The following is a 21,197-nucleotide window of genomic DNA, read 5'->3' as shown; positions in this document are numbered from 1 at the left end:
TGCTTTAGTCTAGGACCAAGGCGCTTTGGTCTTTTTCTTGTGGTAACTTATCCATTAAAGTTGTCACATACTGTTGTAAGAAATGGCTTTTCTGGTCTAACAAATCTTTCTGCAGGGCGAGATAGGTCACATCTCCAAAATAATCTTGACTCGTTAAAGACAACTCCTTTTGGATAATGTCCTGCAAGGTCTCTAAGGTGAGAGGCGAATAATCCTCCTCATTCAAAACCTCATACTGAGCAAGGGACTCAGAAATATTGTTGGACACAATCACTTCCATAATGAAACTAGCTCCCTCACCTGTTCGATAGAGTTTATCCAAGAGGTCCGTCACTTCTTCTTGAAGCTGTTCCTGATAACCGTCTGCTCTTAGGCGCAGGTCATCACTAACTAAAGACAAGTCATCAATGCCCATAAAGTCTTGATAGAGCGTATCAAGAAGTGACTTGTTTTTGATACTCAATTCCATGGCTAAAAAGGCTTTAACCATGTCTTTATAGTTTTCTCGTGCCATCTCAGAAAGAGTTCTAGAAATTGTGTCATAATTCCAAGCCATAGCTTCTCTCCTTACGCTGTTGAATTGGATTCAAGCCTTGTTGGACTTCTTCAAGGTCTGTCAGTCCGTCACTATCCGTATCACTGCTAAAAGGATTAGTCCCTAAAGCTAACTCTTGAGCATCCGTTAGGCCATCTTGGTCTGAATCCATTGTGTAAATGCTTTTAGGTTCCATCTAGTTGTCCTCCATTTTGCGTTTAGAAAGTCCGTAAGCTAGGCCAAAAAGAAGTCCTCCACCGACAAGCGCTAAGAGTGATTGACTCTCTCCTGTATTTGGTAAGACACTTGCTGGAACTGGTGCTTCTTGTGTTGGAATAGGTGGTTGAGGTGGTGTTGGTTGATTCGGAGTTGGTGGCCCTGGTTCAGGAGTAGTTGTTTTAACCGTGTTTGAACTGATGGTGTAGCCATTGACAGTATGTAATACGGTATTTTCTACTACACCTGAAGCGATTCGTTTCATTTGCACGTAAACATCTGCCTGAAACTCGGATTCTTCTGCTAGTTTTTCAAGGAATTCCTGATCAAAACTGATGGTAACCGTTCCTTTTGACGTGTCGACCTGTTGTAGCGTGTACTTGGTCACTTCTGTCCCTTTTGGTAAAACCGTTCCATCTTTAAGAGTGACATCCACCACAGTGTAAGCCTTGTAAACACCATTATAGTCGTCATGGATTTCATCGTAATCATCGTCAAAGCGGTATTCGATGAGTGGTGTCGCACGATTGCCTGGAATGAGTGCTCCCACCAAACGGTAGTTAAAGACCTGATTCAAGGCAACTTCTTTTCCATCAAGGCTTTTCTCCTTTTGTGATAAATCAATCACCACATCTTTTTGTGGGTCTAGTTTTGGCACATTATTGACCACTGTCTCTGTCACATAAGCCAAACCAAAGTCAATCTGATAAGCGGTGTTTTCATACTTCCCACCAGTCTTTGTCAGCTCATTCTTAATGGTCATTGGAAGGGTCACCACTAAGGTTTGACCAGTTTTAACATAAGCCTCGTAGAACGCTTTGGGATCTTCAGCACTTAAAACTTGAATGGCTCCTTTTGGTGTGAACTGACGTTTGGCCATAGCATCTTGAACCACTTTAGGCGCTTCTGACAATGAGGCATAGGCTTTCACCGAAATCCCTTTGACAAGATTTCCTGCCTTATCCATCACTTGAACACCATCTGCGTTTAGGATAAGCGCTTCTTCAGGGTAATCATCCACCATGTAAAAACCTTTGGCAAGAACATCATCGGTTACGACCAAGTCCTTGTACTGACTGTAATCAAGAACAATCTTATAATAATTGACGGTATTTGGAAGAACGGTCTTGCCATCAATAGACACGCCTTCTTTATTGGTATTAGTTTTATGTGGTGTTACTTTTGGCACGTGATTCGTTACCGTATTGGTTTCATAGGCTTGCCCAAAGTCTACTTGATAAGCCACATTGGCATAAGACTTGCCTGTATTTGCCATCTCCTCACGGACAGTCATAGGGGTGATGATGGTGATGTTTTGACCTTTCGTTACATAAGAATCATAGAAGGCTTGTGGATTTTCTGCCATAAAGACTTGGAAGGCTCCTTTAGGCGCAATCTTGCGTTTTGAAAGAGCTACTTGTAGTTTTTTAGGAGCTTCTGATAAGCTCGTATAAGTTTTTACCGTCACGCCTGTGACAGCTTTGCCATCAGTTGTCACAAGTTGAATAGCTGTGTCATCTGGTAATAGAGCTTCTTCGGGATAATCATCCACAAAGTAGAACCCTTGTGTAATCTGAGCCTTATCAGCCTTAATGCCACGGTATTGGTCCAAGTCCCATGACAGGGTATAGTGGTTTTGTGAACCGACTACCATCGGTTTGCCATTGATATCCACCTTATCCTTATTAAGGTTTTGTTTTTTAGGTGTTGGGCTAACAAGGGTATTCGTCACCTCATCGGTTTCATAGCCATTCCCAAAATCCACTTGGTAAGCCTTGTTTCGATAGGTTGCCGTTTTCCCATAGAAGTCATCTTTCACTGTCATTTTAGTGACAAGGTTCAAGGAAGTGCCTGTTTTGACATACTGGTCATAAAAAGCCTGATTGTCATTAGGCATAAAGACTTGGAAAGCCCCTTTAGGAGAAATCTTAGCATGAGCGAGTTTATCTTGAAGGTCTTTTGGAGCTTCTGACAGCGACGCATAATCCTTGACAGTAATCCCTGATACGGCTTTGCCATCAGGAGTGGTGATACTTGTTCCCTGGTCTACTAAGTCCAACACTTCTTCTGGGTAGTCATCTACAAAGAAAAAACCACGAGCAATTGTCTCTTTAGAAGACCTATCGCCTTTATATTGATCTAAATCCCAGGTCAAACGGTAATGATTAGTTGTTCCTAAAGCCACTACTGTATCGTTAATGACCATACCATCTTCATTTTCATTTTTCTTCTGCGGATTAATACGGCTAGTGGTCGTTCCATCACCAGGCGTACGCACTGTCACAACATTAGAAGTCACTGTATAGGCATTTGGGGTTCCCTTATTGATGAGGAGCTTATAACTGTTGGAATAGGTTGCTCCATCATTTTGAAGGCTACCGTAAAGTTTCGGAGCCACCAGTTGGTAAGACTTGGTGAGGTCTTTGTTGACCTCTTGGAGCAAGGCTTCCTTGGCGGTCAAGGTCACAAAGTTCTTAGCAGCATCAAAGCTGAGGGTATAATTTCCGTTTTCTGCCTGCGTTTTTTCCTTGTCAAAAGCATAGCCTGCTGGAAGGTAATCTTCAAAGGTGAGGCTAGTGATTTGGGCTCGATTTGGAGAAAAAGCGTCTACGGTTAAAGGGTAAATGACCGTTGAATCTTTTGCGACCGTTTTGTCATGAAGGTTCACTTGGTCGGTATTGATAACTTCCTTAACAATTTCAGGAGTCGTTGTCAGACGATAGTCGTGGTAATGAACCGTTGGCACGTGTGGTGCTTTTGGTAACGGCTCTGGCGTAGGGTATTTAGGCAAGGTGACCTTGGTAAGTGTTAGACTAGGCTGAGTAACTTTCTCTAGTGGTTTTTCCTTAAAGCTCACAGGTGGCTCTGGCGTAAAGGTCTTTGGGGTAAAGGTTTTTGGCACAACCTTAATCGGTTCTGGAATTGGCTCTAACTTTGGTGTCACATGAGGTTTTAGACTATAAGGTTTGACCGTCCGTGCAACTGGAAGGGTATTTAAGGCAAACCAATAAGAGAGACCAACATTTTGGGGCATATCCCCTTGACCAAAGGTCACTGTATAGGTGTTGCCTGATGTAACCGTTGAGACAATCGCTCCCTTATAGGCATACTTACTATATGACGTATCCCATTCTTCAGGAAGCTGCAAATCACTGGCACGGTTTGACCCAAGTGAACGAGCTAGACCTTCGTTAGTCACTTGAATGGTTGAGCCATTGATAGGAACGAACTTACCTGATGTGTCTTTTACATACTCTAAACCGATATCATTGTGGTTGAGTGAGGAATGAGTAAAGACACCTGGTTTTTCCTTGGTGAAGCTGACTTGTGAGCCATCTGCTAAGAAGTACTTGGCTTTGACACGAAACTCCATCTTGTCTGTTCGCCAATTGCCTGTCCCATCATTACGGTAGGCAATAAAGCCTTCTGTTGGGTCATTTGGTACAACCAACTGAACGGCATTAGTTCCAGCTGGAGAAACAAGGTTTGTAATGTCATAGGCTACTTTTGTGATTTTCTTGCCATCAAAGCGAGCATTTTGAAGATTTTGATAGGTAAAGGAAAGGGTTTCTCCCGTTTTGAAAGTATCATAGACAAAGAAACCAGTAGAATCTAGGATTTTAGAATACCCACCAAGCATAGCGTCACCCTTAGCAACGATACGATTAGGATTTCTGGTATCAGCTGAATGACGTGCTTGCGGTTCTCCATTATTCAAGTTGAGTGCCTGAGCAAGAGCTTGAGAGATATAGCCTTCTTCTCCTTTTGAAATCTCAGCTAAATCACGTTTATAGCGCTCCATTTCCTTGGCGTTGTAGGTATCAATCGCTTCATTTTCTTTCTTGGCAGCTTCTTCTTTTTCCTTATTGCTTTTCGTGATTTCCGTAATCTCAGCTTCACGGTCTGTGACTAATTTCTGTTGGTCTTTATTGTGGGCATCCACAGCAGCTTGAGAGGCCTTGTTTTCATCATCCACTGCTTTTTGTCCAGCTTGATTGCGTTTGTCAATTGCTTCATTATCAGCCTTTGCCTTAGCAAGACCTGCTTCATTTTCCTTTTGAGTCACTAAGTTCTTTGCGACAATGGCGTCTGCGACTTTCTTCTTTGATTCGTATTCAGATAGATTGTCCTTATTTTGCTTATCAATAGCAGCTACCGCAGAAGTATAATCCTGATAGCCTGAAACCGTTGAGCCATCTCCTGCCGGAACGGTTTGAGTGGTAACCGTCACATTAGCTGACTGATCTTGTCCTCTGATTTTTGAAACTGTGCTATCCACTGAATGATTCAAGGCCTTTCCTGCTTGAGTGGCTTCTTTATGACTAGCAGCCAACGCAGCATTCCCTTGTTCAACACGAGTTTTATCTTGTTCATAGGTGGCTTTATCTGCTTTATAGGTATTGGTCACCTGAGTGATGGCTTCAGCCTGCTTAGCAGCATCCACTTCCGCCTTATCTAATTGCTTACTGGTATCACTCGCAGAGGTTGTGTTCCCTAAATCCATAGGTTTATCCTGAATGGTCGTAACCCCTTCAGCAGTTGCTTGATTGACAGCCTGTGTCACAACATCGTGAGGAACGGTGACTGTAATAGCCCCATCTGATTGACCAGTTGACGCAAGGCTATCCGTCTGTTCAGCAACTGGTGTAGGTTGCGCTTCTGGTAAGTTGGTCGCAGGATTTTCTGTCAACTGAACGGTTTTATCTTGCGAGGGTGTTACCACTTCGTCAGCTTGTGCTACTTGGCCACCCCAAGCGACAACAGCTGTCACCATAGTTCCAAGAGCTACCGAACAAAGCGTACGGTACTTCTTACTTTTACGGAAGACGTGTTTTTCTGCTTTTTCCTGATTGACTAAAAAGTGATGATGACATTGTTTGGTCATAAAAAGTCCTTCTTTTCTTTTGATAAGTAGCAACAATCTGTCACTCTCTCCCCATCATAAAAAAGACGACTTGATTTTGGTATCACATCAAAGAAGGATAAAGAAAAAAGCTATCGTAGCACTACCGATAACCTCTGAAAATTGCTTATAAAAAAAAGGGGGACCTGACGCATCAGACCCTCCCAGACGTGACTAGCACGCCCCAATTCGATAACAACATGATATTATATATAACTAAGAGAACTACATTCTAGTGAAAAGAACCTCTACATTTCCTGACACGATATTTGTTTCATAAACTGAAAGTATTGTAAACTTTGTTTGATTCACAGTATAATCTTTTTCAGATTTTTCAAAAATACTGACACCAATAAATTCATTAGAATGACCACTTCGATAGTTATCAATAAAAAACTCACCTAGACGGATGTCATCAATGTAAAATTCCACCAAATAACTCCATCTTAATTTACTACCTTTGATGGGGAAATTCTTTGCTTTTCTAACGACAAGATTAGGCTTTGTAAAGCCATCATATAAATACGACAAAATTTCTAAACGTGACCTAACCCCTTTTTTATCATAATACAACGAAGATTCTAATAAGTCAGAGTTAATCCGGTCGTCTAAAATATCATCAAAAACTAGAGAAGATTTTTTATGGCTAAAATGTATATCATTTAGTTTATGAAGTCCAGCTAAGTGAAAGAAATGGTCTTTTGAAAACAGAATGTCTAAAACCGTTTTCTGTCCTTTTCTACCAAGTTCAATTGTAATTTTCTTATTTAATAAAGGTTCAAAATTTTTTGCTGCTAATTTTAATAAGTCACCATTCATAGTAATCTTTCTACGAAAAAAGGATTCATACGAATCCTTTCATCGAGTGTTTTCATTGTTGGCTCGAGGTGTTCACACACAACCCTACTAAAGCAAACACTACCAGTCAAACCAACCGACCAATAATGCTTAACGCTTAGTAAATACTCTTGTTATCTACACATATAGTATAACCTAACTACTTCCTAATGTCAATTAAAACATCATATAAAGATTTATCTAAAGATGTATTCTTCCAAAAAATTTATTTCGTTGTATAAGCAAAGCTAATCGTACTATCGACTCCTGATAACTTACGGAAGGTATAGTTAGGATTGCCATTATAGTTGGTTTCTGAGATAAGGAAAGATCCATCTGGGTAAACTTTCTCGACAAAGGCGACATGCCCGTATTCTGTCGGCGATCCATGACCTCCTCCCGCAAAGGAAATAATCGCTCCTGCTTTTGGTAGCTTACCTGTTTCTCCACCAAGACGTGCTGCTGTCGCCACCCAATCTTGACCATTCCCCATGGTACTGATAATTGGGATTTTCTCACCGTTTCGGCCTTTGAGTTTCAAGCCCAATTGGTTAATCCGAGCGGCAACTCCCCACGTACATTGCCCATAGGCATAACCCATACCGTCACCTCCACCTGGAACGGAGTTGTCATAAAGGTCTCCTCGAACCGCTTCTAGCGCTTTTGGATCACTTTGGGCGGTCCCACCATTTGGTTGGCTAAAGCCTTTCTCAATTTGGTAATACCACTCCGTTGCTCTCGTTTGACGTTCTAGGAGTTTGTCACCACTATTTCCCTCCCAATAAATGAGAAAGAGTTGGGCAAGACTGGCTGGACTTCCTGAGTTTTTGAAGAAATCTTTTAACCAGTTGGTATAGTAAGGATTATCCCCATGGAGCATAAAATCCAATTGTAAGCCTAAGTCATACCACTTCTGATTTTTCCCTTTGGCATACTCTAATAATAAAGTATGTCTGCGTGACCCATCAGCTGTATCTGTCCACTGCCCTAAGCCTAAGCCACGTCTTAGAATATTGGGGTACCTGCCATTATAGATAGCTGGACCATTTAGAGACAACCAGCCCTCATCGTCCCAAGAACTATCCGTTGCACCAACAGGAGGCGATAAGTAATCACCTTCAGCTCGTTTAGGATTGATAGAGGATTCTACTGACCAGTTTCCTAAAATAGCCGCAATCGCTTGATTAGTCGCTCCTTGACTCTTCAAATACTCATAGATAGCTTTGGCTCTCGCAAACTCATCGCCTCCAAATTGACCAATGGTAGGTAGAATGGTCGTTTGGAGTTGAATGACTTTAGGAAAGTAAAAGGCTGGATTGACGTAAACCAGTTTCTCTGAATCATCGTCAACCTTTTGATAGGTCACTTTAAGACCAGCACCATCCTTAGTTTTACCAATCACCTCTCCTGCTTGTACCTTTTGGCCATCGCTCACTCGACCAGTATGGATATTAAACAAGGTCAATTGAGACTTGTTTAGTCCCTTACCTGACGTGATGATAATGTTCTCGCCATCTAGGGAAACCTTACCATCCATGGGAGCCACAATCACTTGATTTTCTTTTGCTTCTAGAATGATATGATGATGAAGCGTTGGCTTGTCATCAATCACCTCATAACCATAACGAACTGTCATGGTAAGCGCATCATCTTCAGTCTGTCCCTGAAATGGATTATCCAATTCTTGGAGGGCAAGGTATGTGCCTTCCTCACTTAATTCCTTTAAGTCTTCTCTATCGTCATCAGAGAGTTTGTAGGCAGGCTCCTTGGTCAACTCAAGCATGGATTTTAAAGAATCCCCACCGTTTAAGTCCTGCCAAAGTTGACTGAGATAGGCGTGATAAGTCTTATCACCATTTTCCATGATTTCTTCTAAAGCATAATCTTGATACTTGAGATTCATAAAGCCCATAACGTCATCAATCTTGGTGTAGTAGGTAATGCCAGTGGGATTGGTTCGGGTGTTTTCCGCATCTTCCCACGTCATGTGAGTATAGGCTTTTGTCAGTTCACTCTCATCCTGTTGAATGAGAGTAGTTCCTGAAATTCCTATAACAAAACTCATCATCAAAAGCAAGAAAAACAAGAGGCCTGACACGACCCAAGTCATAGGATTAAGGGCAATCGATGAAAAGAAGGTCAGGCTATTCTTAATCGCTTGAATAACCTTTGTTATTCCTGACACACTCTGTTTTCTAGCTTGTTTGAGAAAAGTCTGGTAACGTCTTCTTGGTTTTAAGGGCTTCTGACGGGTGAACCCTTTCCCCTTTTTAAAGTTCTGATACCGCTCCTTACTATGAGCAGCTTTCGTCTTAGTAAACCGAAGACCAGTCTGCCCACTTTTGACAAGGAGTTTTCCTGACTGATAAGTAAATCTCCCATAGCGTCTTCCTTTGATCACAGACTCTTTTAGGGTTCTGATTCCCTCTAAGTCATCATCTTGAGCGACTAGATCAAGTGATTCTGAAGCGACATAGCGTAACCCTCGTTTGACCTTAGTCGAGGGGGTCTTAAACTGATGTGCTTTTTTCAGTTGTTTCACGTCCCGCTTCGCTGATTTCACCCCATTTTCTGCCTGAAGGCGTTCAAGAGGTTTCTCTTTTTGAAACTGAAACCGTGACGTTTTTGATTCTGTTGGCTTTTTCTGATAGGTAAACTTAGAAGTGGCTTTCTCCTCTTTTTCGGCCATCTTGACCTCTGCCAAGTGTTTTCTCGCTACTGCTAGGCGCTGTCTGGCTTGAGGAAGCCGATACTTCTTAATTTCCTTACGCTTTAGCCATCTGGGTGACACATAGGCAATCGCTTCCTTAAAGGTATCTGTCGCTAGGTCTTTTTCCTCTTGATAGGTTTGCTTCAGAGCCTGACGTTGTTCCCTTGTTTCAGCTTTCTCAGCTCGGCGCATGATAAAGCGTCGCTTAGGAAGTGAGCGTTTTAACCCCTTCTTCTCCCTACGGTAATGGATACGGCTGGCCTTTAAACTACTCTGAAAGGTTTTACGGGCTACCTTGACCTTCTGTTGCTCTCTTGTCATGATTCACTCCTCATCTTTTCTGGATCGGTACTCATGATGTCAAAGAGTTGGGTTTGAAGTGGGATTTTATTTCTAAAGGGAACAACCGTTGAACCAGCCTTAATCAATCCAGCTCCCTTATCTGGGTTAACCAAGTATTTCTCAAGCTCCTTAGATAGGCCCAAAAGATGAACCAACTCTTCTCTGTCATTTTTAGCTTGTTTTAGAAGTATCATGAACTCGCTATTAGCGATAATACGTCTCCCGTTGGCATCAAGTAGTAAGGTTTCTACGTTTTGAGTAATGCCTGTTGGAATGGCTCCATACTTACGGACACGGCTCCATAATTTAAAGAAGAAATCTGAAGCGTACTTATCCAGCAACAACAGCTGCATTTCATCAAAGTAAATCCAGGTCTTCTTGCCAAGTTTTTGGTTTTTAACCACACGATTCCAAATCTGGTCAAAAATCACCATGAGGGCAATCTGCTTCAACTCATCCCCTAACTTTTTAACATTGTAAATGAGGAAATGGCTATCCGTTTTAATATTAGTGCGGTGTGAGAAAATATCGAGTGACCCTTCCACATAAAGCTCCATATCAAGGGCTAAGTCTTTGGCTTCTTGTTCAGGTTGTTTAGAGAGGACAAAGACCCATTCCACGAGAGATGGTGTGGCAAAATGCTTGTAGGTCAACCGTGTCACACGGTCAATCAAGGACTTTTCTCGACCATCCATTTTTCGGTCCAAGAGCTTCCCAATCCAAGAGAGAAGAAATTCAGATTTGACCTTAATAGGGTCTTCATCCATATTATCATCGGATAAGTCTAAAACATTTAAGAAAGTGGTAGAGTCAGGCGCAATATCAATGCTCTCCCCACCAAAGGCTTGACCAATGATACTGTACTCATTTTCTGGGTCTACAATGATGATTTCGGTATCACTCTCTTCTTCTTTTAACTTGGTTGAGATGATTTCATGCTTAGTCGCCATCCCTTTACCAGCACCTGATGTCCCTAGAATCAATCCTGATGGGGTATTGAGTTTCCCACGGTCAATGGTGATGATATTACTTGAAATCTGGTTTATCCCATAAAATTTCCCTCCCTTATCTTGTAGGTCAACAGAGGTCCATGGGGAATTCACGGCAATGTTTGAGGTCAAAAGAGACCGAGACACACCCTCAAGGTAGTTCATGCCAAATGGCAATAAGCTATTAAAGGCAGCTTCCTGCATATAGGTCAGATTATCAATCACAAGGTCATTAGAACCTGCAACTTGTTTGATAGTATCAAGGGAGTGTTTCAACTGGTCTTCGTTATCCGCAAAGACCCCAATCACAAAAAGGGTGTCAAAGAGCTTGTCGCCTGTTTGCGTCATGGTTTTAATCAGCTCATCGGCTTCATCGATGTTACTTTCTAGAACCTGACTAACCTTTTCAAGATAAACGCCAGATCGTGCCATCTTTTGTTGTTCCCCAATTTTTTGCGATTCCATCAAAGTCTTCTTGGTGCGGAGCTTGGTCATGGCTTCTGACTTGGCTGACCCTTTGGCATGAAGACTAATCATCACTTCTAAATCCGACTGCATGAGTTCTCGTAAGAACTTATCCCCCAACTCCATCCCATAGTCACGAACATAGACAATCTGAAGCACTCTATCGTCAATCTCTACATAATTCTTATGTTTGAAAGATATACTGGTTGGGGCAATAAAGTGCTTGGTTGTTTGACCTGAACGCACCAGGTCTTGATAAGTAAAGGGCAAATGATTTTCCCCTCGCAACATATCAGCCAAGTGGTTCACACGGCTTTCTCCACTGAGGAGAGTAAAATTCGCATCTATTTCAGAAAAACCACTCTTAAAGTATTCCCCAATCTGAGACAGGGAGCGATAAGCGAGTTTCGGATTTTGGTCTGACTTCCCAAAAGAAATGAGCTTAACCGCTGAAAAGTTATTTTCTCCAGCTTCTAAGTTATTCTCCATGATACGATTGAGTTCTTCACGATAGGTATCATACCCATCCTCATGAAGAGGATACAAGACACCCTTTCTAAATTTATCCAAGTTGACCCTCTGGTTAAAAATAGTAAGTTGGAAATTGGTCTTGTCATCCAAACTGTTAATCAAGTCTGAATAGGTTTCCATAATCGCTCCCTTATCCTCCAAACCAACCGTTTGGTAATTGACATCTCCTAAAAGATAGGACTGAGAAAAATAATCTGGGGTGACTTGCAAGAGACCATTAGGAAAAAGGCCTTGGTAAAGAAGCGTATTAACAGTTGTTGGTAGCACTTCTTCTTTTGGTTTACGTGTCTTCTTGTGCTTAGAAGAGGTCTTTGGTTTCATTGAGTGGTTTGTTTTTTTCATTGCGTATTCCTTTCTGTCCAGTTAGTGTACGATCTGGTATGGTCATTTCATAATGCCATCTATAATTAAGATACGTTTCAAATGGTAAGTCATTAGGGCGATAAACCCCAAATAACATGAGGGGAATGGTAAAGGTAAAGATAAGACCATAGACAAACCAATCCCCAAATTGCCAATAAAAGAGGTTTAACCCTAAAATCAGGATGGTAATGGCAATGGCTGGCAAGACAAAGATAACTTGTCGTGTGGTAAAGCCTAGCCAAGCCCTATGTTGGACTTTTGTGATGTCCTTAAAAACACGTGTATTCATAAGACTCCAATCTAAGATGAATATGAAAAAAGATTGGGAGGAACGTCCTTCCCAATCCTCCTTACATGCCTAGGATACTTCTGGCAGTCCGTTGACTGCCCACCAAGGCAATGATCAATAAAATAGCCTGAACTAAACCACCAAAGGCAGTCGCTAGCGTCTCCGTCACTCCTGCACCATTTGAGAGAGCCAATTTCCCAGCTGATTCAAAGAGGGGAACAAGGGAGATGATTAAGAAAATCAAGACCCCTTGAAGGGCATAGACCATGATGTTTTTCAGGTAGCCAATCCCAATACTTCGCCAGTCATCACTGAGGAAGGTCGGAATCGTTAGAGGCGCAAATGGAATCATGAGATAAAGTTGGATAAAGCGAATAGTAATAAGGAGATTCACCACCATCACGCTAACCAATCGCACTAACCATATCAGAATGGCAAAGAAACCAACAATCAGTTTTCCAATAATTCCTGACCCTTTAAGTCCTGAAATGGTCTCATAAGTCGTTCCCCCATGAGAAACGACACCAGCTACGCCTTCAATGATGTGAGAAGCAACGGCTAAAATGGCTTCTACAATAACAGTGGTGTTTGTAATGACCACAGCCACCATAATATAAGAGACAATCATAGGAGCAATAGCTTCAAAGGTCATGGCACCACCTGAGTTGGCGATTTTCTTAGCCATCTTAGAAAACTCAAGGACTAACACAACGGCTAAAATAGCCACTCCCAAGGGCTGCATCACTCCTTTTGTGATAGCTGACAGATAAGACCACACGGTTGGGTTATAATCCGCAAGGGATTTTACCAAGTTGGCCGTCGATTCCAAGTCCACGTTAAAGCCTTCAAAAAGGCTATCGCTTGAAATTTTCTCCGAGGCTAGAAAGACAAAAGCTGAAGGTAATGTGTTGTTCATGTCATATCTTGCCCTCCTAAATGGTAATTTGGGTGATGAAGGCACCTGCGGCACCTACCATAACACCACCCACAATTTCTAAGATGGCATTGCGGACACCAGGTCCACCATCTTTGATATTGGTTGATAGGTTTATAATACCCATGACGACAAGAAAGGCACCTGTCGCAACCATTCCTTTTTGTAAGAGCGCCATGGCTTGGGCAAACATGGAACTAGCGTCCACGCCATAAACAAAGCCTGTTAATTTTTGGTTCATACGATTCCTCTTTTCTATTAGTGTAGTGTGGTTTCTTTGCTTAAATCCCTAACCTTGTGGTCTGAGGGTTCAAACGGAACTTCCTCTGTTTTGAGGGGGTCAATGTGGAAATGCCACCAACGTTCATCTGACTCCTTATCCGCCAGGTATTGCCAGTTCTTGTGTTTCAAGGGGAAGAACTTTTTCTCCTTAAAAACAGGAACCCCTGCTATTCTCACCAAGCATTCATCACGTTTCATGTTTCCGACTTCATCAGGGGTCATGAGATCCCTTGCGATTTTTTGATGAGACGTTGACCCAGACCCTGTTTGGCCATACGACCGACTGGTACTTCTCACATCAATGGTTTGTTTGCCTAAGAGACCACTCATAAACTTAAAGGTCTCTTCATCATTGCCTCCAAGATAAAGCAAGCTATCACAGTTTCCTAGAATAGTTTTCCAAGCCTCCTTCTCCTTATAGAGCCCTTGAAGTTGGGCAATGTTTTGAAGAATGGGTACGAGACTCATGTTCCGTGAGCGAACTGTTGAGGTTTGTTCCGCAAAGTCTGGAATCTCGCCGACATTGGCAAATTCATCTAAATAACTTCTCACGTGGATAGGTAGTTGTCCCTTAAAGTCCACATCAGCTTGTCTCGTTAAAGTTGAAAAGACGGTGGAGAAAAAGAGGGCTGAGAGAAAGCGAAAGGTGGTGTCATTATCTGGAATAACGAGATAAACCATGGTTTTCTGCGTTCCCCATGTTTTTAAGTCCAAGGTGTCACGTTTGGTTAAATCAATGACAGATTGGATATTAAAGAGGGCAAACTTAGCTGTTGTGACGGCAATCACCGAATCTAAGGTCTTATCCTTGTAGTTTTGGAAGTCTGCCCAGTTACGCATGGTGAAGTTTTCTGTCCCATATGTCTTGGCATAGGTCTCAAACATCACTTCTAAGACACTCTTATCTTGATTATCTCCTTTGGATAAGAGCTTGATGAGTTTTCCAATTTCAGAAAAAGAGGGGTAACGCCCACGCTTACGACGACTATCGGCTTCTTCCTTTTTACTACCTGGAGGATTGTAAAAATCCATCAAGTAAGAGGAAATGGCTCTGACTAAGGTCATGGAAGCTTCATCCCAAAAGGGATCACTGCGACTGCCATTGCCTTTGGTATTATTGAAATAGACCGTAAGCATACGGTTCAAATCATTCTCCGTTTCCACATAGCGAAAAGGATTAAAACCATCTGAGTTGGTCATATTTACAAGATCTAAGATCTTAATCTGATAGCCATGCTCTAAAAAAAGCTTACCTGTCTTTTCAGCTAAGTGATCCTTAGGGTCAACGACAATATTGGAACAGTTTAGCTGAATCAGATTGGGTTTCACAAACCGAAAGGTCTTCCCGCTACCAGACCCACCAATGACCACAAGGTTCTTATTTCGGTCAAATTGTGGGGCTTTCTTTTCTAACAGGGTTAGCCTAACATTTCGTGACAAGATGGTGTCATTAAAGGGATTCTTACTGAGAAAGGCTTTACGCTCACGATTGTTTCCAAAGCGAGCAGAACCATACTCCGCCCCTTCTCGGTAAACCTTTTGACCAGTTGAGACATAAAGATAGACTAGGCCCATCGTCACAAATCCAAAGCAAAAGCCCAAAATTGATTTACCTGTAAAGTTGCCATTCCACAAGGGATTTAAGACCTGATTCTGTCCTTCGCCTAAGAGATAGGCAAGGCGTTCCAAGGGCGGTTGATTAGGTAGGCTATCGTAAAGCAAGACTAGCCTATGGCAGAAATAGCCAAGAGCAAGCCCTAAAATACCAAAGAAAAAAACTTTTTTCCCTGAGACCATTAGAGAATGACCTCCTTTGTTTTCACAGCAGAGGGTTCTGACATCACAATCTGTTCCTTGGCTTGTGCGATTTCCTCATCAAGAGTTTTATCCATAGTTAGCCCTTTCAGTTTTTCTGGATTGGAAACCAACTTCTGAAGCAACTCATCTAAGTGCTTGTCTAAGAGCGACTTATCCTTAGCATAGAAATGCAGGTAGTCTCCTTGCCAACTAATGGCAATAGGAAGGTTTTCTGATTCCACCAATTCCTTGAATTTCTCGACATCAACTGGTTTATCCAAAATGTCTTTTGAGATATTCAGCGACTCAATGGCATATGGACTTTGAAGGAGTTCTTCTAACTTTTGAACCCCAACTTTATAAGCCGAGTCTTGTGCTAGGGCGTGTCTGGCTGACCACTCTAAGAGTTTGAGAAGGACCTTCACCGTAAACATAGCACTCCGTTCCGCATATTGAATCGCTTGGCGTTCCTGTTGTTCGGATGACATCATTTCCTCCTTTATATGATTCCCCATCAAAACAATAGGGTGCTTTCATGATACGAAAGCACCCTTGATTTTGGTATCACAATAAAGATAGGAAAAAGACGATTCCATTCCAAGACAGGTGAACGAGAGTTGAGCTCAAGCAGTCTGTTTGCCCTCTAACCACACCAAGTGTGAGACCTAAACTCCCATAAAGCACCCAAGTGAATAGACTGGATGGGTGATGAGCTAAAGCAAAAAGGAAACTCGTTAACAAAACTTGAACCACTGGTTGAGACAAGACTCCCCACAACACCTCTCTATAAAAGACTTCTTCCACAACACTGGCATTAAGGAGAAAAAGAATAAAGGACAGAACAGGAATCCGGTCTTGAACAGTCACTAACGTTTCTTGGTTTGGTTCGCTTCCTGAAAATAGAGCACTCATAATAAGAGCCATACTTACCATGACACCTAGACTACCACACACCCAAAGCCCTCTCTCCTTCAAGGATAGGTTTCTTTTCGGTATCTTAAACCTTTTCCAACCCCACAATAGCAGGGCTAAAAATGTCACTTGTAAAACAGGTAACCATGTCCCATTTAGCCAACCAATCAGGTACAAACTCACTAGGAGTACATTGACATGAATGGCTCCGTACATGACTAATAAACGTTTCATCTCTACCTCCTAAACAAATCTTCATAGTCAATCTCTAAGACAGTCACTATTTTCTCCACCCATTTACCTTGTGGCATGAGACGATGAGATTTGTAGTGGCGAAAGGTTTGGTAGAGGCGGTTAAACTCACTAGGGTAGACGTATTGTCCCTTAAACATCTGTCGAGCAAGGTCAGCCCATGACAGCTCTCTTTCCATAACGATAATTTCCAAATTTTCCCAAAAACGGTCGTTCATAGCTCCTCCTTATGTCGTCATATCCTTAAAAAGATGTTCACGAAAGGAAACCACTTTTTGACTTCTCGGAAGAAAGGTTCTCGCTTCTTCTAAACTCATATCGGGATACACGTTATCCTCACAAACCACAATTGGGAGACGAAGATTCTGGTCAGGTTTCCGTAGAACCACCGTCACTAACTCACTCAATTTCATCTCTCTATGACCTTTAAATCGTTGTAGCGAAGGGGATAAGAGCGTAAAACAATCACTGCTTTTGGTAAACAACCTCAGTAATTCCTCACGTGATAGATAACTCACTTCTTTACAGGAGTAAGAAATACCATGCGAGTCACAAAAAGACAGGAGTTTTTGATTCCGACTGGTATTTCGACTTAAATAGATTTCTAACATCGCTTCCTCCTACACAGATAGCTCCTTCTCTAATGCTTGAGTTGGTGGCGTAAACACCTTACTCATATCGATGGGTGACCTGCCTTCACCAAAGCACTTCACTGTTATTAATGTGGTGACGACATCATTCTTATCATTCCAAGAATAGCCTTGCCCATATGCCCTAAAGGCGAGATCGTTCTCATCCGTTAGATAAGTATCAACACCATTTTTGATGTCTTGGGTTTCAATAAACTCAAAAATACGGTGTAAGTTGGACTCATAAGCTAACGGATAATTCATTTCTTTGTGGTAGTCATCTTCAAAAGTGACATCAATGTCACAATCATAATTGGGTAAAGAAGCAATCATTTCCGAAAATCTCTCCACTTCTGCTTGATGTATGGCTTCTTCTAGCTCCGTGCAGTTCCTAATACTTTTACTATGTAATAATTTCATGTTCTTCTTCCTCTTCAATCTTTCTAAATTCTCTAGCAATGGCCTCGATAACGGTGACGGTCACGCTATTGCCTGCTTGTTTATACAACTGACTTTTACTTGAAACACTTTCTGCCCTCTCAAAAGCCCAGTCAGGAAATCCTTGTAACCTAAAACACTCTCTTGGGGTTAGGCGTCTGATTCTCAAACGATACAGTTTTCCATCTAGGATTATTCCAGTCACTTCATACCACTTGTCCTTACGGTATTCCAAAGCAGCAACTACCACTCCCATATTGTCAGAAGTGGTTAGGGTATTTGAAATCCCCTTTCCCACTCGACCTCTGCGTTTGGTAGACTCTGGGTAAGCAAGGTTGACAGAATCTCCCACTATTGCCTTGGCATAGCCTAGTTTGGTCGCTTCCCTAATTTTCAAATGTGGCGCTTCTTCACGACAAAGAATCTTAGGAACTTTATCCCCTCCTTGCATCGTGGTCAGTGTTGGAGAAAGCCCTGAAAGGTCATAAACTCGCCCAGTTTGGATAAAAGAAGTTGGTAAAGTTCCTGCGACAACTACACCATGCCGATCTTGGCTAGTTAAAGTAAACATCGGATCATCGTTCCCTTTAAAGCGTCTCCCATGTTGGCGTTTTTCTAGCCTATCAGGAGTTAAAACAGGAATGGCAATTTTAGTTCCCTCACCTTTTCCTCTGGTTAAGGTTGGTGCTATGCCACGTGATAAATAGACTTCTCCATTCATCCCTTTGCCTGACGGATTAACATTACCTAATCGTTCAAGACTAACTGAGCTGATTTCTCCTCTGAGAGGAAATAGGAATCGGGGACGGTATCTTCTAGAATGTCCGATAATAAAAATTCTTTCACGGTTTTGCGGCACTTGGAAATCTTTACTGTTAAGCACCTGCCATTCAACATCATACCCCAACTCATCCAATGAGGTGAGGATTGTTCGAAATGTCTCTCCCTTGCCGTGACTGAGTAAGCCCTTGACATTTTCGAGAAATAAAAAACGTGGTTGGATCTGTTTGGCCGCTCGAGCAATTTCGAAGAACAAAGTTCCCCTAGTATCCTCAAATCCCAATCGTCTGCCTGCGAGTGAAAATGCCTGGCAAGGGAATCCCCCACAGATGATGTCCACTTGCCCTCTAAGTTGTCTAAAGTCTTGGTCTGTGACTTGTCTAATATCATGTAATTCTATTTCTCCTTCCGTGTCGTAGATGGCTTGGTAGGATTTTCTTGCGAACTTGTCAATTTCACAATAACCAATGCACTCATGGCCTTGGCTTTCTAATCCCATCCTAAAGCCTCCAATTCCTGCAAACAAATCTAAAAACTTCATGTCTCTCATTCCTTTCTGACAAAATAAAAAAGGACCTTACTTCTTGCGTAACGTCCTTTCTTAACAATGATCTTCCATTTCTGGGGCAGTGATAAGTTCAAAAATGAACCAAATCATTCCTAATCCCCAAATACCTAATAATATCCACCAAAACATCTTACTCACCCCCTTTTAGTTCTTTTAAGCGTTGGACCTTGGTCCATTCGGATAAGACGCCATTAAAGACATATTCCGCTATCGTTTCTGCCCTATCTGCAAACCTCATATACTCTAAAGCGTACTGATACCGATGATCAAAATAAATCATGGCATAATCACTAGCAGCCTGTGATAGACCAACTTGTCTCAACTGATCATGTACCAAGCCCCAAATGTAATCTCTGTCGTATCTTGTGACTCGGTCTACTTTACGTTGAAAATTGTCATTGTCACATTTCTTACTTGTTAGACTTTCTTTCTCCTCCTCGTCTTCAATGACTGACTCACTCTCTTTAGTTTCACTCATATCAGTCTCACTAACTTCAGTCTCACTAGTGGCTGAATTTAAGACTGGCCCCGGCTGATTTTGATACCCCCCTAGTGTTTTTTTAACACCACCCCCGTCTGAATTTGAGACAGGGGTAGGTTCATGTTCCAACTCCCCCAAATAAATCTTATTGGCCAAACGTCCTTTTTCACTGGAAGATTGTTGGACTTCATCTATCAAACCATACTCTCGTAAGGTTTTCTTAATCGACAATAATTTTGACTTGGAACAGCCAAGTAGTGCCATGAGCTTGGAGTTGGAATAGACCAAATAAATAGCTCCATCTTCATCTATCCATCCTCTACTTAATGACAATTCCAAACGGTCTTTTAGAACAGCATAAGCAACCTTAACCTCAAGTTTCATGTCCTTGTAGCGCTCACTCTCAAATAAGAGTTTTGGGAGTTTATAGTAACGCTCTGACGTTAGATAGTGATTTGCGGTGATACGTTTCATGATTGTCCCTCCAACACTAACAAACCAACATTCCCCATATCATCAAACTGGATTAAGCCAAACTCTTCCATTTCAACAACAATCCTCTTTGCTTTCTCGATATCAATTCTCATGATAGCCATGAGATGACACATCACAATTTGTCGTGATGACTGTTCATTCTTTTGCATGATTTTCCTCCTGAAAATAAAAAAAGCGAGAACACTTATTGAAATGTTCTCGCTCACATAAAAATATATTTTTACAAATACAAATGTTGAAGAATAGCAATTCTGCACAGTATATTTATATAAAAACAAAAATCCTGCCAAAGATTTTTTGGCAGGATTTTTGGCAGGAAACCAAATCAAATTATCAGTTTCTTTAAATCGCTATAAGCTCTAAAAGACTGGTAAATCGGGCTTCCGCTCTCAAATTGCTATGTGCTTCTTATTTAAGAGTAACTGAAGCACCAGCTTCTTCCAATTTAGCTTTAAGTTCTTCAGCTTCTGCTGCAGCAACACCTTCTTTGATAACGTTTGGTGCACCATCAACAAGTTCTTTAGCTTCTTTAAGGCCAAGACCAGTGATTTCACGTACAACTTTAATAACGCCGACTTTCTTGTCGCCAGCAGCAGTCAATTCGATATCGAATGAATCCTTAGCAGCGGCAGCTTCACCAGCACCAGCAGCAGCTACAGCTACAGGAGCAGCTGCAGTTACACCAAATTCTTCTTCGATAGCTTTTACAAGGTCGTTCAATTCAAGGATTGAAGCTTCTTTAATTTCAGCAATAATGTTTTCAATGTTCAATGCCATTGTTATTTCCTCCAAATAATTTTTAAATTTATAATATTTTTTCGTAGCTAGGCTACGCTGCGTAGCTTAAGATTAAGCTGCGTCTTCTTTGTTGTCTGCAACTGCTTTGACAGCAAGTGCAACGTTGCGAACTGGCGCTTGAAGTACAGAAAGGAGCATAGAAAGAAGTCCTTCGCGGTTTGGAAGAGTTGCAAGCGCAAGAATCTCTTCTTTTGATGCGACAGCGCCTTCGATTGCACCACCTTTGATTTCAAGTGCATCAGCGTTCTTAGCAAAGTCGTTCAAGATTTTCGCTGGAGCAACAACATCTTCGTTAGAAAATGCTACTGCAGATGGTCCAACAAAAACAGATGCCAGGTCTTCAAGTCCAGCTTTTTCAGCTGCACGACGCAAGATTGAGTTTTTGATAACTTTGTACTCAACTTCGCTTCCACGAAGCTCACGACGAAGAACGGTATCTTGCTCAACAGTTAAACCACGAGCGTCAACAACGACGATAGATGCAGCAGCTTTCATTTTCTCAGCAACTGCGTCAACCAGTTCCGCTTTTTTAGCAATAATAGCTTCACTCATTTAGTGTTTCACCTCCGTAATTATTTTGCTTGGGGAATTTTCCAAAAGAAAAACGCGCCCAAACCTAGACACGAAAGTACAATACGCTTCTTTTTACAT

20 protein-coding genes and 1 other annotated feature (1 of these 21 cut by a window edge) are annotated in these 21,197 nt (G+C 41.8%); all 20 genes read right to left on the bottom strand.

Features of this window, described 5'->3' with window-relative positions:
• Positions 1-4: 4 nt before the first annotated feature.
• Positions 5-556: a hypothetical protein gene (locus J1C77_RS05660; RefSeq protein WP_000312517.1), complete on the bottom strand. Its 552-nt coding sequence runs from the start codon at positions 554-556 to the stop codon at positions 5-7.
• Positions 540-731, bottom strand: a complete 192-nt coding sequence (locus tag J1C77_RS05655; protein ID WP_000433422.1) for a thrombospondin type 3 repeat-containing protein — start codon at positions 729-731, stop codon at positions 540-542. The genes J1C77_RS05660 and J1C77_RS05655 overlap by 17 nt, the downstream gene beginning before the upstream one ends.
• Entirely contained in the window at positions 732-5,636 is a 4,905-nt protein-coding gene (locus J1C77_RS05650; protein ID WP_032461792.1) for an SspB-related isopeptide-forming adhesin, read from the bottom strand.
• 243 nt (positions 5,637-5,879) lie between these two features.
• The gene (locus tag J1C77_RS05645) at positions 5,880-6,473 is read right to left on the bottom strand and encodes a PBECR4 domain-containing protein (protein WP_001012715.1); all 594 of its coding nucleotides are present in this window, start codon (positions 6,471-6,473) and stop codon (positions 5,880-5,882) included.
• 244 nt (positions 6,474-6,717) lie between these two features.
• On the bottom strand, positions 6,718-9,522 hold the full coding sequence (locus tag J1C77_RS05640) for a phage tail tip lysozyme (RefSeq protein WP_000196426.1): 2,805 nt from the start codon (positions 9,520-9,522) through the stop codon (positions 6,718-6,720).
• The gene (locus J1C77_RS05635; protein WP_002921334.1) at positions 9,519-11,870 is read right to left on the bottom strand and encodes a VirB4-like conjugal transfer ATPase, CD1110 family; all 2,352 of its coding nucleotides are present in this window, start codon (positions 11,868-11,870) and stop codon (positions 9,519-9,521) included. Before J1C77_RS05635 ends, J1C77_RS05640 begins: the two co-directional genes overlap by 4 nt.
• Positions 11,827-12,180, bottom strand: a complete 354-nt coding sequence (locus J1C77_RS05630; RefSeq protein ID WP_001097594.1) for a PrgI family protein — start codon at positions 12,178-12,180, stop codon at positions 11,827-11,829. Before J1C77_RS05630 ends, J1C77_RS05635 begins: the two co-directional genes overlap by 44 nt.
• A gap of 61 nt (positions 12,181-12,241) precedes the next feature.
• Positions 12,242-13,096, bottom strand: a complete 855-nt coding sequence (locus J1C77_RS05625) for a type IV secretion system protein (RefSeq protein WP_001066427.1) — start codon at positions 13,094-13,096, stop codon at positions 12,242-12,244.
• 16 nt (positions 13,097-13,112) lie between these two features.
• Complete coding sequence (locus tag J1C77_RS05620) at positions 13,113-13,355, bottom strand: hypothetical protein (RefSeq protein WP_001072180.1); 243 nt, start codon at positions 13,353-13,355, stop codon at positions 13,113-13,115.
• Between the two features lie 17 nt (positions 13,356-13,372).
• Positions 13,373-15,193: a VirD4-like conjugal transfer protein, CD1115 family gene (locus tag J1C77_RS05615; protein ID WP_000253516.1), complete on the bottom strand. Its 1,821-nt coding sequence runs from the start codon at positions 15,191-15,193 to the stop codon at positions 13,373-13,375.
• Positions 15,193-15,681 (bottom strand): hypothetical protein, encoded by a 489-nt coding sequence (locus J1C77_RS05610; protein ID WP_000093689.1) that lies wholly within the window; start codon positions 15,679-15,681, stop codon positions 15,193-15,195. The genes J1C77_RS05615 and J1C77_RS05610 overlap by 1 nt, the downstream gene beginning before the upstream one ends.
• A gap of 76 nt (positions 15,682-15,757) precedes the next feature.
• On the bottom strand, positions 15,758-16,339 hold the full coding sequence (locus J1C77_RS05605; protein WP_000826253.1) for a CPBP family intramembrane glutamic endopeptidase: 582 nt from the start codon (positions 16,337-16,339) through the stop codon (positions 15,758-15,760).
• 2 nt (positions 16,340-16,341) lie between these two features.
• Positions 16,342-16,575 carry a hypothetical protein gene (locus J1C77_RS05600; RefSeq protein WP_000999832.1) on the bottom strand — a complete coding sequence of 78 codons (234 nt, stop codon included), beginning with the start codon at positions 16,573-16,575 and terminating at the stop codon, positions 16,342-16,344.
• Positions 16,576-16,584: 9 nt separating this feature from the next.
• Complete coding sequence (locus J1C77_RS05595; protein ID WP_000890151.1) at positions 16,585-16,968, bottom strand: hypothetical protein; 384 nt, start codon at positions 16,966-16,968, stop codon at positions 16,585-16,587.
• Between the two features lie 9 nt (positions 16,969-16,977).
• Positions 16,978-17,406 (bottom strand): hypothetical protein, encoded by a 429-nt coding sequence (locus tag J1C77_RS05590; RefSeq protein WP_000770702.1) that lies wholly within the window; start codon positions 17,404-17,406, stop codon positions 16,978-16,980.
• Positions 17,390-18,745 (bottom strand): DNA (cytosine-5-)-methyltransferase, encoded by a 1,356-nt coding sequence (gene dcm, locus J1C77_RS05585; protein ID WP_000670058.1) that lies wholly within the window; start codon positions 18,743-18,745, stop codon positions 17,390-17,392. The genes J1C77_RS05590 and dcm overlap by 17 nt, the downstream gene beginning before the upstream one ends.
• A 157-nt stretch (positions 18,746-18,902) precedes the next feature.
• Complete coding sequence (locus J1C77_RS05580; protein ID WP_000822756.1) at positions 18,903-19,727, bottom strand: replication initiator protein A; 825 nt, start codon at positions 19,725-19,727, stop codon at positions 18,903-18,905.
• Positions 19,724-19,897, bottom strand: coding sequence for a hypothetical protein (locus J1C77_RS05575; RefSeq protein ID WP_001171243.1), 174 nt, complete (start codon positions 19,895-19,897; stop codon positions 19,724-19,726). Before J1C77_RS05575 ends, J1C77_RS05580 begins: the two co-directional genes overlap by 4 nt.
• Positions 19,898-20,156: 259 nt before the next feature.
• The gene (rplL, locus tag J1C77_RS05570) at positions 20,157-20,525 is read right to left on the bottom strand and encodes a 50S ribosomal protein L7/L12 (protein ID WP_002900419.1); all 369 of its coding nucleotides are present in this window, start codon (positions 20,523-20,525) and stop codon (positions 20,157-20,159) included.
• Positions 20,526-20,597: 72 nt separating this feature from the next.
• The gene (rplJ, locus tag J1C77_RS05565; RefSeq protein ID WP_002897628.1) at positions 20,598-21,098 is read right to left on the bottom strand and encodes a 50S ribosomal protein L10; all 501 of its coding nucleotides are present in this window, start codon (positions 21,096-21,098) and stop codon (positions 20,598-20,600) included.
• A 37-nt stretch (positions 21,099-21,135) separates the two neighbouring features.
• Positions 21,136-21,197, bottom strand: a sequence feature (ribosomal protein L10 leader region); it runs 74 nt beyond the window's last position.

It is taken from the genome of Streptococcus sanguinis (genome assembly GCF_050223295.1).
GTDB lineage: Bacteria > Bacillota > Bacilli > Lactobacillales > Streptococcaceae > Streptococcus > Streptococcus sanguinis_X.
The sequence above is the reverse complement of the archived record's forward strand: the minus strand, read 5'-3'. Positions and strand labels throughout refer to the sequence as shown.